At 36.6% G+C, this 14,837-nt stretch carries 11 protein-coding genes and 4 pseudogenes; 8 read left to right on the top strand and 7 right to left on the bottom strand.

The genetic code is table 11. The features are described from left to right. The first annotated feature begins 506 nt into the window (after positions 1 to 506). Positions 507 to 1,007 carry a glycine cleavage system protein R gene (locus tag ACLKMH_RS22915; RefSeq protein ID WP_413700097.1) on the top strand — a complete coding sequence of 167 codons (501 nt, stop codon included), beginning with the start codon at positions 507 to 509 and terminating at the stop codon, positions 1,005 to 1,007. Positions 1,008 to 1,380: 373 nt separating this feature from the next. Here ACLKMH_RS22915 and ACLKMH_RS22910 read toward each other — a convergent pair. Both ACLKMH_RS22910 and fldB read right to left on the bottom strand, forming a co-directional pair. Then, a pseudogene (locus ACLKMH_RS22910) lies at positions 1,381 to 2,878 on the bottom strand (DUF3360 family protein). A gap of 318 nt (positions 2,879 to 3,196) precedes the next feature. Beyond that, entirely contained in the window at positions 3,197 to 3,715 is a 519-nt protein-coding gene (gene fldB / locus ACLKMH_RS22905) for a flavodoxin FldB (RefSeq protein WP_413700096.1), read from the bottom strand. Positions 3,716 to 3,914: 199 nt separating this feature from the next. Between fldB and xerD the strand changes: the two genes are divergently transcribed. The 3 genes and pseudogenes from xerD (at position 3,915) to recJ (ending at position 7,626) form a co-directional block, all read left to right on the top strand. Then, entirely contained in the window at positions 3,915 to 4,811 is an 897-nt protein-coding gene (gene xerD, locus ACLKMH_RS22900; RefSeq protein WP_413700095.1) for a site-specific tyrosine recombinase XerD, read from the top strand. 244 nt (positions 4,812 to 5,055) lie between these two features. Then, positions 5,056 to 5,802, top strand: coding sequence for a bifunctional protein-disulfide isomerase/oxidoreductase DsbC (gene dsbC / locus ACLKMH_RS22895; protein WP_413700094.1), 747 nt, complete (start codon positions 5,056 to 5,058; stop codon positions 5,800 to 5,802). Positions 5,803 to 5,901: 99 nt separating this feature from the next. Next, a pseudogene (recJ, locus tag ACLKMH_RS22890) lies at positions 5,902 to 7,626 on the top strand (single-stranded-DNA-specific exonuclease RecJ). Between the two features lie 33 nt (positions 7,627 to 7,659). Here recJ and trmL read toward each other — a convergent pair. Then, positions 7,660 to 8,123: pseudogene (gene trmL / locus ACLKMH_RS22885) on the bottom strand (tRNA (uridine(34)/cytosine(34)/5-carboxymethylaminomethyluridine(34)-2'-O)-methyltransferase TrmL). Between the two features lie 245 nt (positions 8,124 to 8,368). Between trmL and ACLKMH_RS22880 the strand changes: the two are divergent. Then, on the top strand, positions 8,369 to 9,319 hold the full coding sequence (locus tag ACLKMH_RS22880) for a cation diffusion facilitator family transporter (protein ID WP_413700093.1): 951 nt from the start codon (positions 8,369 to 8,371) through the stop codon (positions 9,317 to 9,319). Further along, positions 9,319 to 10,098: a serine O-acetyltransferase gene (cysE, locus tag ACLKMH_RS22875; RefSeq protein ID WP_413700092.1), complete on the top strand. Its 780-nt coding sequence runs from the start codon at positions 9,319 to 9,321 to the stop codon at positions 10,096 to 10,098. The genes ACLKMH_RS22880 and cysE overlap by 1 nt, the downstream gene beginning before the upstream one ends. A gap of 68 nt (positions 10,099 to 10,166) precedes the next feature. On the opposite strand, the gene ACLKMH_RS22870 is transcribed toward cysE, so the two are convergent. Then, entirely contained in the window at positions 10,167 to 10,382 is a 216-nt protein-coding gene (locus ACLKMH_RS22870) for a DUF1653 domain-containing protein (protein ID WP_413700091.1), read from the bottom strand. A gap of 352 nt (positions 10,383 to 10,734) precedes the next feature. Here ACLKMH_RS22870 and ACLKMH_RS22865 point away from each other — a divergent pair, with 352 nt between their 5' ends. Next, a complete protein-coding gene (locus ACLKMH_RS22865) occupies positions 10,735 to 10,965 on the top strand; it encodes a cell division protein ZapB (RefSeq protein WP_413700090.1) in 231 nt (76 codons plus the stop codon). A 77-nt stretch (positions 10,966 to 11,042) separates the two neighbouring features. Here the strand turns inward: ACLKMH_RS22865 and rraA are convergent, their stop codons facing one another. From rraA to pyrB, 3 genes and pseudogenes are all read right to left on the bottom strand, one after another. After that, complete coding sequence (gene rraA, locus ACLKMH_RS22860) at positions 11,043 to 11,555, bottom strand: ribonuclease E activity regulator RraA (RefSeq protein ID WP_413700089.1); 513 nt, start codon at positions 11,553 to 11,555, stop codon at positions 11,043 to 11,045. Positions 11,556 to 11,781: 226 nt separating this feature from the next. After that, positions 11,782 to 12,237, bottom strand: a complete 456-nt coding sequence (gene pyrI / locus ACLKMH_RS22855; protein WP_413700088.1) for an aspartate carbamoyltransferase regulatory subunit — start codon at positions 12,235 to 12,237, stop codon at positions 11,782 to 11,784. Next, positions 12,237 to 13,177: pseudogene (pyrB, locus tag ACLKMH_RS22850) on the bottom strand (aspartate carbamoyltransferase). The gene pyrI and the pseudogene pyrB overlap by 1 nt, the downstream one beginning before the upstream one ends. Before the next feature lie 190 nt (positions 13,178 to 13,367). Between pyrB and dacB the strand changes: the two are divergent. Continuing rightward, complete coding sequence (dacB, locus tag ACLKMH_RS22845; RefSeq protein ID WP_413700087.1) at positions 13,368 to 14,813, top strand: D-alanyl-D-alanine carboxypeptidase/D-alanyl-D-alanine-endopeptidase; 1,446 nt, start codon at positions 13,368 to 13,370, stop codon at positions 14,811 to 14,813. Positions 14,814 to 14,837: the final 24 nt, after the last annotated feature.

Below are 14,837 nucleotides of genomic sequence, written 5' to 3'. Positions count from 1 at the left end.
AAAATGCAAAATAAGTTGTATCAAATTATTACCATATTATACTGAGAAAACAATAAATATAAGTTTGACTACGTAATAATATTTGTTACGTTTTTTCTTCTCACTTATTTATCGTTATAGCAGTAAAACTTTTTTTGCCTGTTCAGTTATTGGTACAAAATCAGTCTAACAAATGATTCTGCAATAAACTTGATGTAAGTCAAAAACACGAATTAAGTTGTAATTTTATTACAGATTTATTGAAAAATTTCAGTTTCCTCGCTTAAATGTTGCTTATTTAATAAATATTGTTACAGATTGTTGCTAATTCTTTTCATTTTTTGATCAATTTAAGTGCTTTAATTATTTTTATTTAGCATATTCGTGACGCCAATAGTTTTTTGTTTAGTTTCAATCATTAACTATTATTTCATTAGTAGTTTACAATTAAATTATAAGGAAGACGTTCCTTGGTTTAAAAATAAAAACAAATTTCGTGTTGTCACTGTGATCTTGGGAGTGAGTTTATGAATATTCAAATAATGGTAACGGTCAGTGGTTCGAACCAAAGCGATTTAATTAAAATACTGTCCGATCAAACACATGAGTTAGGAGGCATTTGGTTAAATAGTAAAATTAGCCATATTGACAATTATGTAGCTGGATTAATTAAAATTGAAATAGATGCAGATAATGCCGAAACCTTAATTACCCAATTTAAAGCACTAGGTATTAATGTTGACTCGGTTAATCTGGGTACAGTAACCCATGAAAAATCGACACCACTAGACCTTAATATTGATGGTAAAGATAGACCTGGTTTAGTGCGCCATATTACTCAAGTACTGAGCGATAATAGTATTCGAGTTGATAATATGGAGTGTAATCGAATCGGTGTTTCTGCGATTGGAGCGACCTTATTCACAAGTCACTTTAAAATAGTGGTGGATGAGCAATTTAATAAAAGTGCAGTTGTTGAAGCTCTGCAAGAGATTGACGATGACTTAATTATTGAATTAAGCGCTTAAAAATAAGCTGTCAGTTCGAGTTACGAGTTACGAACACAGGTTACAGTTTATGAGTTTTGTAGGATTAGGTATCGATGTTCGAAGCTAGAGGCTCGCTACTGTATAGCTTTTCAACGACTTTTAGTTATCAGTAAAAAAACGCGACCATTGAGTTGCGTTTTTTATGTTAGTCATAAAAGTGCCAGTGGTTACGTTACACAATAACTTGAGCTAAATTGTTTTCAAAAAGCCTCTGGGTATATTTAACAATGATGGGCAAAGTTGATTTTGAAGTTGATTTTACTGACTGCTGACAGCTAACCACTAACAGCTTGTCTTCCATATACAAAAAAGGCGCTATAAGTAGCGCCTAATAAATAGATTAGAATTCTATTTATAATAAAGCAGGAATACCATATTTAGCTTCAAACATACCCACTGCAAGCATTGCTAGTAAACAGATAACTAATACACCACATGGAATAACAATTTTATCGATGAAAGATAGTTTTTGTGCACGTTCTTTATCACCAATTAAACCATTATTATCAAGGAACATAGTTAAAGCCCAAGCAAGTACTGGGTTAAATACCGCGACGAGAGAATATGCAAATACCCGCAGACTGGGAGTCTTTAGTGTTTTTAATCATCTGCATACCAGCTTCTAATAGAGGTAAGAATACACCTACTAACAGAGCAACTCGCATTACTGGAGGCCATACTGCTACATCCATTGGGAAACCAAGGATAGCAATGATGATACATAAAGTACCTAGTAAAATAGAACCCGCTGGAATAGGGCGTTTTGCAATAGCGACTGGGATCATATAAGTACCCCATGAAGAAGTGATATTACCACCACCTACCGCAGTACCAACGATTTGACGAATTGAACAAGTGGTCATTGTATCATCAACATCCATTAACACTTTATCAGTATTTCTTGGGTAATTAAGTTCTTGGAAGATACGGTGACCTAAAAAGTCTGGTGACCACATAGCAACCGCTAAAATAGCGAAGGGTAGTGAAGCAATAAAGTGTTGTAGGTTTGGTAAACCAAGCATCCAACCTTCAGTTGTACTTCCCCACCAATAAACAGGGTTTAGATTTGGAAGACCTGTTTCAGTTGTAAAGGTTAAGTCAAAACCAGCGCCAAAAGCTAATGCAATTAATAACCCTGTGATAGCACAGGCGGGGATAGCTAACCAACGCTTATTGATTTTGGCAAGAAAAGCGTATAACACAACATTAACAGCTAGGACGATTAAACCAACGTGTCCCATATCAATGCCTTTCGCCCAATTTTGAATCTGACCAATTTGGCTAAATGCACCTGTAAAACCAAGGAATACTAATAAACCACCAGCGACACCTTCACTGGTTAAATTAACCAATTTAGAGCCACCCTTGAAATAACTTAGTAATAAACCAAAAACACCTAATAACAATGCTAATGCTAAAGGATGTGCTCCAGCTAATGCAATTGCTCCAATTAACGGAATCATTGGGCCGTGGTTACCAGCAAGGTTTGCACGCGGGTTTAAAAAGCCAGAGGCGATAACACAGAAAAGTAAAGCAGGAATCAACATCTCAACACGAGAAACTTCAATCGCAAACTCTTTACCTAATGTAATATGTGGCCAAGCTTCTGTTAAACCATCAGCCCAAGACATCATTACAGCTGAGTACATCGCGATAATACCAATTGTTCCGGCAATCGCAGGAACAAGATCTTCCCATTCAAAGTTAAAGTCACGGCCTGGTAAATTTAATCCCCAACGTCGTGGTTGCATGATTTGTAATTCGTTATCTAAATAATCAGAACGAGAATCAAACTCTCTTGCTGGTTTATGTAGTTCGCGATAACTTTTAGTTGTTTTTTCATCCGACATAATGCGGCTTACTCCCTTCCGGTTATGAGTGTTAATTATTAAAATATTAAATAGTGTTCATGAATAATTTTTTCATTCATGAAGACTATTCCTTTAGGATCGTAAGCTTATCGAAAGTCTTAAATAGATGGTTGATCTGGATCAGAATAGTAACGATGCTGTAATTAAATAACTAAAAAGTAAATTGGCAAGTGTGACAAAAGTCACTAAAGAAAAGAGTATAGCACTAATTTTGGTTAAAAATTGACCGTTGAAGTTGTTTTTTAACCAAATTGTAAAAGGTAATGGAGATGTTATAAATTAACAGAATTGATCTGGTTAGATCTTATCTTGTATTTCTTGCAAAATTTGTAGGCACCATTGCTCAATACGTTCATCGCTCATTTCATATTGTGAATCTTCGTCAATCGCCAGCCCTAAGAAATGTTTTTTATCTTCAGCTAATGCTTTTGATTCAGTAAATTGGTAGCCTTCAATTGGCCATTGTCCTATAAAGATGGGGGCTTGCGGTTGAATTTCGTCATGTAACATACCAACAGCATCAATAAACCATTCTCCATAGCCTTCTTGATCACCGAGACCAAATATGGCAACAATTTTATTATTAACGGATAGTCCAGAAACTTCATCCCATAAATTTCCCCAATCCTCTTGTAATTCACCGTAGTCCCAAGTAGAAATACCAAAAATAAGAATATCGTAGTCGTTTATTTTACTCAGGCCAGAGTCTTTTATGTTATAAATATCGACCAGTTCCTCACCAATAAAGGCTTGAATTTTTTCCGCTACAATTTCTGTGTAGCAAGTACTAGAACCGTAAAATAAGCCAATTTTCATTTGGTTAAACCTTAAATAAAATTTACGTTTTGCCGTTAAATAAGCGTGATTTCAAAACGTTAATGAATGCTCTGAGCTAAGTGATAGATGCTTAGTTCGAATAAAGAAAAGCAGTTTAGTCGTTTAAAACAGGACTTTCAACGCTGAGGCAAGGTTTATTGATTGCTAGAGCCTTATATAAAACAAAAATAGGAATGTAATGACAGTATTAACAATTGATCAATTTTTAGATTCAATATGGCTAGAGCGAGGGTTATCACAAAATACACTGGCTTCTTATCGCTTCGACCTTTGCTTAATTGAAAATTATTTAAATAGTCGAAACATAGTATTAGCTGAAGCAAGTTACCTTGATTTAAGTGATTATTTTAGTTTCCGTTTAAACAGCGATACTGAGTATAAAAATAGTTCTACAGCGCGCTTGATGAGTGCTTTACGCCGATACTTTCAGTTTTTGTGTCGTGAAAAGTCACGTGAAGATGACCCCAGTGCAAAATTACAAAGTCCGAAAACCATTAAACCATTACCTAAATCCTTGTCTGAATCTGAAGTTGATGCCTTATTATCAAGTCCTGATATATCAGATGTTGTGCAGTTTCGAGATAAAGCTATGCTGGAATTATTATATGCAACAGGCTTGCGCGTTTCAGAATTAACAGCTTTAACCACGGAAGAGCTTAATTTACAACAAGGAGTAGTACGTATTACTGGTAAAGGTAATAAAACCCGCTTAGTACCAATGGGAGAAGAGGCAAACTATTGGGTGGAAAGATATATCAATGAAGTGCGCAGTGAATTATTAAATGGTCAAAGTAGTGATATTTTATTTCCAAGCCGCCGAGGTAATGCCATGGTGAGGCAAACTTTTTGGCATCGTATCAAGTTTTATGCTCATGTTTGTATGATCGACAAAGAGTTGATTTCTCCACACGTATTACGCCATGCTTTTGCAACACATCTACTTAATTATGGTGCTGATTTACGTGTCGTCCAGATGTTACTTGGCCACAGTGACCTTTCGACAACACAAATATATACCCATATTGCACAGGACCGCTTAAAAAGCTTACATGAACAACATCATCCAAGAGCTTAATCAAACATCTAAATTTTGAATAAAATAGGAATAAGTTTATTTTTCTAATATTTTTTAATAAATGAAATTAAAGTCTTAAAAAGTCGTTCTGTTAAGATAAGCTGTAAAGCTTCTATGTTTTAGTAAACATTAGCGTTTATATGGGCTTTAAAATTATGCTCAAAATTCATCTTATTAAATTTTGTGTCTGACTGGTTGTAAGGCATAATCGAAATACTCTACTTGCTGAAAATAGGTTTATATTATGCAATTTACTTTTCTTAAAAAACGTTTTATAGGTGCCCTTGCATTTGTTGCTTTTAGTACTTTTTCATTTACAACTACAGCGACGCCTATAGATGATGCTGTTATTGAAAAAATAACACAAAAAATAAGCTCATTAGACATTTCTGTTAAATCAATTTCTCCCGCTGTTATTGATGGTCTTTATGAAGTGGTAACAAATCAAGGTGTTTATTATGTCAGTAAAGACACACAATTTTTTGTGAGCGGTAGTATTTACGATATTGATAATCAAATGGAAAATATAACAGCGAAAAGCTCAGCTGTTTTAGGTAAAGACAAATTGAAGTCTCTTGAAAAAGATATGATTGTATATAAGGCTGAGCAAGAAAAGCATGTGGTCACAGTGTTTACTGATATTAGCTGTGGTTACTGTCAGAAATTACATTCGGAAATGGCAGATTATAATAATAATGGTATTACCGTGCGTTACCTTGCTTTTCCTCGTGGAGGATTAAACTCTGCTACCTATCAATCAATGGTATCTATTTGGTGTGCTGATGACCCTAAACTAGCTATGGATAAAGGAAAGTCACGCCAAAAAGTGGAATATAAAAGTCGCGAGAATAGCGTAAAAGAGCAGTATGAGCTTGGACAATTCTTTGGTGTACGAGGAACACCATCTATAGTATTGGAAGATGGTTCGTTACAGCCAGGGTATTTACCTGTGGGTAACTTGCTAGCGACTATTGCAAAAATTCAAGGCTAATTTGTAATAATGTTTTGTGCAAAAAGCACAGAATAGTTACAAGAAATTCCTTTTCCTATAAACTGCACTAATACTTTTAATTAATTAGTGCAGTTTGTTATGTCTTCCATCCAAGTCAAAAATAGAGCTTACGTAGACCCTGGTTTTCTGACCTTATCTTGCTCGCCATTATTAAAACAACTTTATGCGAATCGTGGTATTAAAGATCCGAGTGAATTAGATAACAGCACTAAAACTTTATTGCATGCGAAACAATTAAAAGGCATTGATAGTGCCTGTGAGCTACTTTATCAAGCTTTATTATCCTCAAAGAAAATAGTGGTTGTTGGTGACTTTGATGCCGATGGTGCAACAAGTACGGCACTGAGCATGCTAGCTTTTCGAGCTCTTGGTTTTAGCAATGTAGATTATCTTGTTCCTAATCGTTTTGATTATGGTTATGGTTTAACACCTGAAACCGTTGACCTTGCTATTGCCAAAGGTGCGCAGATCATTATGACGGTTGATAACGGTATCTCTAGTATTGCTGGTGTGGCACATGCAAAGAAACGGGGTGTTCAAGTACTTGTTACTGATCATCATCTTCCTGCTGAACAATTACCCGATGCCGATGCGATTGTTAACCCAAATCAAGTTGGTCGCCATTTTCCAAGCAAAAACTTAGCTGGGGTGGGGGTTGCTTTTTATCTGATGTTAGCACTTCGAAGTTATCTGTCGGAACGCCATTATTTTACCCAAGCGACACCTAATTTAGCCAGTCTTTTAGATATTGTTGCTTTAGGTACCGTTGCCGACGTGGTGCAATTAGACGCCAATAATAGAACTTTAGTCCAACAGGGATTAGCGCGAATTCGTGCAGGGATTTGTCGTCCGGGTATTAGTGCCTTAGTGAGTGTTTCCAAACGCAATCAAGCGCAATTAGTCGCGAGTGATTTAGGGTTTTCATTGGGTCCAAGGTTAAATGTCGCAGGGCGCTTAGATGAAATGAGTTACGGCGTTGAATTATTACTCTGTGATGACCCCATGCAAGCTAATGTGATGGCAAATGAGCTTGATGCACTGAATCAGTCACGTCGCGAGATTGAACAAGGCATGCAGGCTGAAGCACTCAAAACACTAGCTAGTTTAAAGCTTGACGAAAATAACATCCCACATGCTATCTGCCTATATGATGCGCAATGGCACCAAGGAGTGATTGGTTTAGTCGCTTCACGCATTAAAGAAGCTTATTACCGTCCAACCTTTGTGTTTGCTAAGGGAGACCAAGGTGAGATAAAAGCCTCTGCACGATCCATTCCTGGTATTCATATTCGCGATATATTAGATCTTGTGGATAAAAAAATAGCTGGGGTAATAATAAAATTTGGTGGCCATGCAATGGCTCGCTGGATTGTCGATTAAAGAAAAAGATTTTAATATTTTCCGTGAGACGTTAAATAAGGTGCTGGAAGACCAGGTTGAAGAAGCTACGCTAACTAACGTTTTACTGTCTGATGGACAATTAAATGCTCAACAATTAAACCTAGAGCAAGCCCATGAGTTGCGAGAAGCGGGCCCCTGGGGGCAGGCCTTTCCTGCACCATTATTTCACGGAGAGTTTAAACTATTACAGCAACGTTTAGTGGGTGAAAAGCACCTTAAAATGATCTTGGAAATAGATGGTAAGGCAATTGATGCGATTGCATTTAATGTTGACTTAAAGGTATGGCCAAACCCAATGTGCAAGAAGGTTTTTGCGCTTATCGTTTAGATGTTAACGAGTTTAGAGGTAATCGTAGTGTGCAATTATTAATAGAATTATTACAGGTTGCAGGAGAAAGCTAAAAGGTGCTTTCTCCTAGATTGTAGCCATGTTGTTTATACCGCACCTGTGTAATCAAGTTGCCGCCAGGCTTCATAAACAAAAACAGATACCGCATTAGAGAGATTCATCGAACGACTTTCTGGTTGCATTGGAATACGCAATTTTTGCTCTAAAGGTAAAGCTTCTAAAATTTCACTTGGTAAACCACGTGTTTCAGGGCCAAATAATAAAATATTATTACTTTCAAAATTGGCATTGCTATGAAAGGTTGTTGTTTTAGTGGTACAAGCAAAGATTCGTTTTCCCTGCACTGTTTTTAAAAATTCTTGATAATTTTTGTGATGCTGGATATTTGCTATTTCATGATAATCAAGTCCAGCACGACGTACTCTTTTTCATTAAAATCAAAACCTAATGGTTCAATTAAATGTAAAACACAACCTGTATTGGCGCATAAACGAATAATCGCACCGGTATTTTGTGGGATTTCTGGTTCGTACAGTGCAATTTCAATCATGAGTTTCTCGACTTTAAATAAACTAAATCCGAGAATTGTAAATGTATCGATAGCTGATTGCCAAGTTAATCTGAGCTATTTTTTATTTTAGCTCTTAAAACGTCTTTTTTAATAAGCACAATAGTTCCGCTATTAACTTTGGTTTGCTAAGTATATTAACCGTATTAAGGCTACTTGGATTTTGCATCTGTGATGGCAACAGGGTTATAATAAGCGCTTAATATATAAAAAATTAAGGCATTATTTTGCAAACAAATATAAGCAAGGAAGAGTACGCTCGCTTAGTTAATCTTGCTGGACGTGCCGCAATTGTAGTGGCTTCTTTATTAATTATTGTTAAGTTAATGGCATGGTTCATGACGGACTCATCGAGTATTTTAGCTACCTTAACTGACTCAATAATGGATGTGACCACTTCAATTATTAATCTTTTTGCAATCAAAGTCGCGCTTCAGCCCGCCGATGACGAGCATCGTTTTGGTCATGGCAAAGCGGAAAGTTTAGCTGGATTAGCACAAGTCGCCTTCATTTCTGGTTCATCAATACTGTTAATGTTAACGGGGATTTCTTCATTAGTTAATGGTCATCAAATCGTAGCTACTAATGTGGGTATTGGCGTGATGATTTTCTCTGTATTAATTACTATCGCATTAGTTATTTTTCAAACTAACATTGTTAAGAAAACAGATAGTGTCGCGATTAAAGCGGATTCTCTTCATTATCGAACAGATATTTTTATGAATACCGCTGTATTGTTCGCACTTATTTTAGCGGCAATTGGTTGGCACTGGGCGGACGGCTTATTTGCCATTGTGGTGAGTTTTTATATATTACACGGCGCATGGGAAATTGGCTCTCAATCGGTTGATGCGTTAATGGATAAGCAGATACCTTCTTCTGAAGAAGAGTTAATTATCAAAGAAGCCTATAAAATAAAAGGTGTACGGGGAGTGCATGACTTGCGAGCTCGTCAGTCAGGCAATACTAAATTTATTCAGTTACACCTTGAATTAGATGATAATCAAACGTTATTTGAAGCACATGAAAAAGCAGATATATTAGATGAAGCATTAGAAAAACACTTCCCTAATGCAGATATTTTAATTCATTTAGATCCGCTTTCAACAGTTCCTGAGGAACTATCAGGATTTAATATTGATATTCAAACTGATAATAGCGGAAAGGATAAGAGTTAATGGTTTTTGAACAGAAAAAATTATGGAAAAAAATACGTGAAGAGGCCTGGGAGAGTTCTTCGAATGAGCCTATTCTTGCGAGTTTTTTCCATTCCACTATTTTAAATCACAAAAGTTTTAAATCGGCTTTAAGTTATCAACTGGCTAATCGCTTGGATAGTCACACTATGCCAGCTATTTTAGTGCGTGAAGTTATCGAAGAAGCTTTTATTAAATGTCCTGAAATATTAAATGCGGCTATGACGGATATTATTGCTGTTCAGGAACGTGATCCTGCCGTCGAAGATTATTCAATCCCGCTATTATATTTAAAAGGATTTCATGCCATTCAGGTGTACCGAGTTTCACATTGGCTGTGGAATCAAAAGCGTATTCCTCTAGCATTATATTTACAAAATCGAGGCTCGGAACTATTTGGTGTCGATGTTCACCCTGTCGCCCGCATTGGAAAAGGGATCATGTTTGATCATGCAACAGGTGTGGTCGTTGGAGAAACCGCTGTGATAGAAAATAATGTATCTTTATTACAGGGGGTGACGTTAGGTGGTACTGGAAAAGATTGTGGTGATCGTCATCCTAAGATACGAGAAGGAGTTATGATTGGCGCAGGCGCAAAGGTTTTAGGTAATATTGAAATAGGTGTTGGCGCTAAAATAGGTGCCAGCGCTGTGGTATTAGAATCTGTTCCTGCTCATACCACAGTGGCAGGGGTTCCCGCTAAAGTAGTTGGAAAACCATCCTGCGAGATGCCTTCTATGACCATGGAACAGAATATTTAACTTCAGTTCTAGATAATGGCCGTAAATAATAGTTCAATATCCTTTAGCTTATCCAGAGTTGAAGTTACTTAGTCAATAAATGCAAAACGGGGTTTAACTTCCCCGTTTATATTTACTTCTTCGGTAAACATATCGAGTGGCCTAACCCATAAAGCTTGCTCGCCATATAAAGGGCGGTAAAGGACCATTTTTTCTTCTGTTTCACTGTGCGTGGCAATACCTTCTACTTGATAGAAGTTGCCTTTATAATGCTGGTATTTTCCAAGTTTAAGTAAACTACTCATTTGTTCCTCATCTTTAGCCGTTATAACAAATGAATTTAAACAATGCACAGTTATTGCTCAGGAAACACTATTACTAACAAGCCGTGAGTTGTCGGCGATAGTTGTTCTCACTTCAGCACTCACAACACAATAAGGGATAGCCTTAACAAGCATGACTGATTACTTTCTTAATTCATTTGTTATTATTATTTAATCATCAATGATAACGCCTATAATGGTTAAAAATGAAGTAAAAGCGCATCATATTCGCTTTTATTTTCCTAAATCAAAAACAATGGTTGAATAAGCGTGCTGGAATGCTTATTCTCACTGGATTAGTAAGACGTTATAAATCTTAAGGAAGGGCAAGTCCATGACATTAGAGTTGTTAGAAAAATTAGAAAGTAAAATTCAGAATGCAGTCGATACTATCTCTTTATTACAGATGGAAGTTGAAGAGCTAAGAGAAGCAAATAAAGGCTTAACAGAAAAAGCGGAGGCATTAGCCGCTAATAATACTAAGTTGACAGAAGAGCACCAGCAATGGCAGTCTCGCTTAAGTACTCTAGTGGGTAAAATAGAAGAAGCTGAGCAAACAATGTAGTCTTTTATTTGATTTGGTGGCATTAAAAAAGCCCGATGAATATTTACATTCATCGGGCTTTTTGTTTGTGCGAACAACTAGATTTCGTCGTCTATCTCATCAAGGTCGTCAAGCTCTAGTGGCTCTGGGGAGATGATAATACCAGTGCTATCTGCGTAAAGAATATCTTCAGGTAAAAAGCTAACACCAGCAAAGTTTACAGGAACGTTAATCTCACCAATTTCGTTATCTTCTGCACCAACCGGAATTGCAGTGATCGCTTGAATGCCGATATCTAATTCTTCAAGCGCATCAACTTCTCGAATACAACCATTAACAACTATTCCTTCCCAACCATTTTCTACAGCAAGTTCGGCAATATTTGCATTCACTAAAGCACGACGCAGTGAACCACCACCATCAACGAGTAATACTTTACCTACTCCGTTATCTTCAAGTACTTTATAAATTAATCCGACAGACTCGAAACATTTAATGGTAACGACTTCGCCCGCAAAGGAACTACGCCCACCAAAGTTAGTGAGTAGGGGCTCAACAACATCAACGGTTTCCGCATAAATGTCGCATAGTAAAGAAGTATTATAATCCATGGGTGGCTCACTTATAATTTGAAGTAATGAATCGAGTATAAACTGATACCTATACGACCTCAAGGTGCTTTGTTCAGAGGAACAGGAATATCGGGTCATCCTTGTATCTAGGTCAAAAAATAATTAACAATAATAAATAAATTGGGTAATTCATTTGTATCTTAGAGAAAAGAGGGGGAATTAACACATGCTGTCTTTACCACAGCATGTGTTTTAACTAGGTTAACTAATCTAATTCATTAAAAAATGAATGATCGAATGATTTTTCGCAGTAATGGCATTTCAGTTTTAGTTGTTGTCTTTTATTAACATAAAACTTTGTTTTAACCGGTTCGTTATGGGTAATACAATTGCTATTCGGACAAACTAAAACATCAACAAATGCCTCAGGAAGTTGTACTTTAAATTTATTCACAACTTTAAAGTTTTCAATTAGGTTAATTGTTGCATCTGGTGCAAATAAAGCTAATTGGTTCGCTTGCTCATCATTAATAAATGTATTTTCTACTTTAATCAGGTCTTTGCGTTGGCCGTTATTTTTATTTAAATTTAGTCCGACGGTAATTTTTGCATTTGCCTGTGCAAGTTTAAAAAACTTTAATATTTTTATTCCCTGTTGAGCTGGAATATGGTCAATAACAGAACCATTCTGAATGGCTTCAACCTGTAATTTAGGGATCATTATTTAGCCTCCGCTTTAAAATGGTTCGATAATAGTAGTGCTAACAGCGCTTGTCGGGCATACACCCCGTTCTGGGCCTGTTCAAAGTAATAAGCGTAGGGCGTTGCATCAACATTTTTATCTATTTCATCAATACGTGGTAGCGGATGTAATACTTTTAAGTTATCACGAACACTATTAAGCATGCTTGCATCTAATAAAAATGAAGATTTCATATGTTGATATTCAGTTTCATCAAAGCGTTCTTTTTGTACTCTGGTCATGTATAAAATATCTAATGAGTCGATCACTTCTTCAATACTTGCATGTACTGAGTAACGAATGTTTTTATCAGCGAGTTCTTCAAGAATATAATCTGGCATCGCTAGCGCTTCAGGAGAGATAAAAAATAATTTACAGTTAAAAAGAGACAGGGCTTGGGCAAGAGAATGCACTGGCTTCGTCCGTATTTTAAATCGCCTACAAAAGCAATATTAAGCTCATCTAGAGTTCCCTGGGTTTCATAGATGGTAAAAAGATCTAATAATGTCTGAGTTGGATGTTGATTTGCACCATCACCGCCATTAATCACTGGAATATCAGTAAACTCAGAAGCCAAGCGAGCGACTCCCTCTTGTGGATGGCGCATAAAGAATGCGTCAGCATAGGAGCTAATTACTTTTACCGAATCAGCAAGTGTCTCTCCTTTTTGAGCAAGCGAAGTATTACCGCCACTATCAAAGCCTATAACACTTCCTCCTAAACGCTGTACCGCTGTTTCAAAGGATAATCGGGTACGTGTAGAGGCTTCAAAAAAACAGCTCGCAATAACTTTGTTTTTAAGTAAATCTGGTTGTGGGGTTTGTTTCAAAGATTGGGCGGTTTGTAAAATAAGTTCGAGGTCGCTACGGGCAAGATCTGCAATGGAAATAATATTCTGCTGATATAAAGGGTTATTCATTATTTTAGACTCATGGTTCGCCTGAGAAGATGCTGAATTATACCCTTGAGACTCCAATATGCAAAGTGAGTAATACAAATTGCGTGATAGTTTAGCGTTAATTATTGGTGACTAAAACTGCTGGCATTCTTTAAGTGTTTTCACTTTAAATCAGGGTTATGATGAGTTTTTTTATTTGTGGATATTTTTCATGTTGATACGTTTAATGTTAGTGCTTTCAATTTTTTATAGTGTTAATAGTAGTGCAAATGAGTGGCAGTCTTTACATGCTTTATTGCCTAAGGGAACACAGCTTTCTTATATGGTAGTTGACGCTAATAAACAGAGTGTTATTACACAGTATCAATCAGAAACCCTGCGTACTCCTGCGAGCATGCAGAAGCTTTTAACAGCAACAGTCGCTAAATTATATCTAGGTGGTGATTTTAGATATCAAACTTTGCTGACTGGCTCCTTATCTAATATTAAAAATAATCAATATGCAGGTGATTTAAGCCTGCATTTTGTCGGAGATCCAACGTTAAAACGTCAAAACCTGATTGAGATGCTACTGTCTTTAAAAAAGCTCGGTATCAAAAAGATAGGCGGGGATTTTATTCTCAATGATTCTCATTTTAATGGTTACCAATGGAGTAACGGTCAGGCGTGGAATGATCTAGGTGTTTGTTATACCGCACCTGCAAATGCAATTATTGTTAATAATAACTGTGTCTTAGGCAACTTGAGTCTGAAAACGCCAGAAGCGCAAAAAGCAACGCTTTTTATTCCGAGCTATGAGCCAGTTGAGATAACTGCAAATGTTGATGTGGTAACTAAAACACAACGAGATGAACAATTTTGTGCTCTTGAAGTCACTCGTAATAGCCAAAATAATTTTCATCTATGGGGCTGTATGGTACCGAGAAAGCGTGCCTTTGGTTTAGCCTTTGCGGTTAATGATCCGTTTCAATACGCGACAAAAATCATTGCTAAAGAGTTACAAAACTTAGGTATAACTTTAATGGGAGAAGTACGTTTAGAAAGCAATAAGGAGCTACAAAATAATCTTGATGTGCTAGCGCAGTATCAGTCACCTAAACTTAGTGACTTATTAAATAAAATGATGAAAGAGTCTGATAATTTGATAGCCGATAGTGTGTTCAAAACAATAGGCGCTCATTATTTTCAGCGTGCTGGAAATTTTAGAAACGGTGCCCAAGCAATTACTGATATTTTGCTTGCACAGGGAGTTGACCTTGAAAATGCTTATTTAGCCGATGGTTCTGGTTTGTCTCGGCATAACTTAATGAGCGCAGAGTTATTTATGTCTGTTCTGAACTATGTTTATCAGCATGATAAACAATTAGAATTATTATCAAGTTTCTCAATTGCAGGTGTTGATGGCACATTAAAATATCATAAAGGTGTACGTGGAAAGCAATTTAAAAGGAAAGTGATTGCTAAAACTGGATCAATGAAGGGTGTCGCGAATTTGTTAGGTGTGGTGCACAGTGATAAGGGTGATCGCCTTTTTGTGATGATGCTAAATGGCTATAACAAGCCAGAGGGTGCTTTAGAGTCTGCACTTCCTCGTGATGAAAATGCATCACAATATCAATTTGAAAATGCATTTTTTCAGAGAATATTAGGTAATTAATAGTATTTACTGTAGCGCAATAAA

Origin of the sequence: Psychromonas sp. KJ10-10, assembly GCF_047323245.1 — a bacterium.
Classification (GTDB): Bacteria; Pseudomonadota; Gammaproteobacteria; order Enterobacterales; family Psychromonadaceae; genus Psychromonas.
This window is presented reverse-complemented; position numbering and strand designations above follow the sequence as displayed.

What these genes read in the sequence shown, in the direction of transcription:
- ACLKMH_RS22915 (WP_413700097.1), top strand. Translation starts at nt 507, where the DNA reads ATGAATATTCAAATAATGGTAACGGTCAGTGGTTCGAACCAAAGCGAT.
- xerD (WP_413700095.1), top strand. Translation starts at nt 3,915, where the DNA reads ATGACAGTATTAACAATTGATCAATTTTTAGATTCAATATGGCTAGAG.
- ACLKMH_RS22870 (WP_413700091.1), bottom strand. Translation starts at nt 10,382, where the DNA reads ATGAGTAGTTTACTTAAACTTGGAAAATACCAGCATTATAAAGGCAAC.
- fldB (WP_413700096.1), bottom strand. Translation starts at nt 3,715, where the DNA reads ATGAAAATTGGCTTATTTTACGGTTCTAGTACTTGCTACACAGAAATT.
- pyrI (WP_413700088.1), bottom strand. Translation starts at nt 12,237, where the DNA reads ATGATCCCTAAATTACAGGTTGAAGCCATTCAGAATGGTTCTGTTATT.
- rraA (WP_413700089.1), bottom strand. Translation starts at nt 11,555, where the DNA reads ATGGATTATAATACTTCTTTACTATGCGACATTTATGCGGAAACCGTT.
- cysE (WP_413700092.1), top strand. Translation starts at nt 9,319, where the DNA reads ATGGTTTTTGAACAGAAAAAATTATGGAAAAAAATACGTGAAGAGGCC.
- ACLKMH_RS22865 (WP_413700090.1), top strand. Translation starts at nt 10,735, where the DNA reads ATGACATTAGAGTTGTTAGAAAAATTAGAAAGTAAAATTCAGAATGCA.
- dacB (WP_413700087.1), top strand. Translation starts at nt 13,368, where the DNA reads ATGTTGATACGTTTAATGTTAGTGCTTTCAATTTTTTATAGTGTTAAT.
- dsbC (WP_413700094.1), top strand. Translation starts at nt 5,056, where the DNA reads ATGCAATTTACTTTTCTTAAAAAACGTTTTATAGGTGCCCTTGCATTT.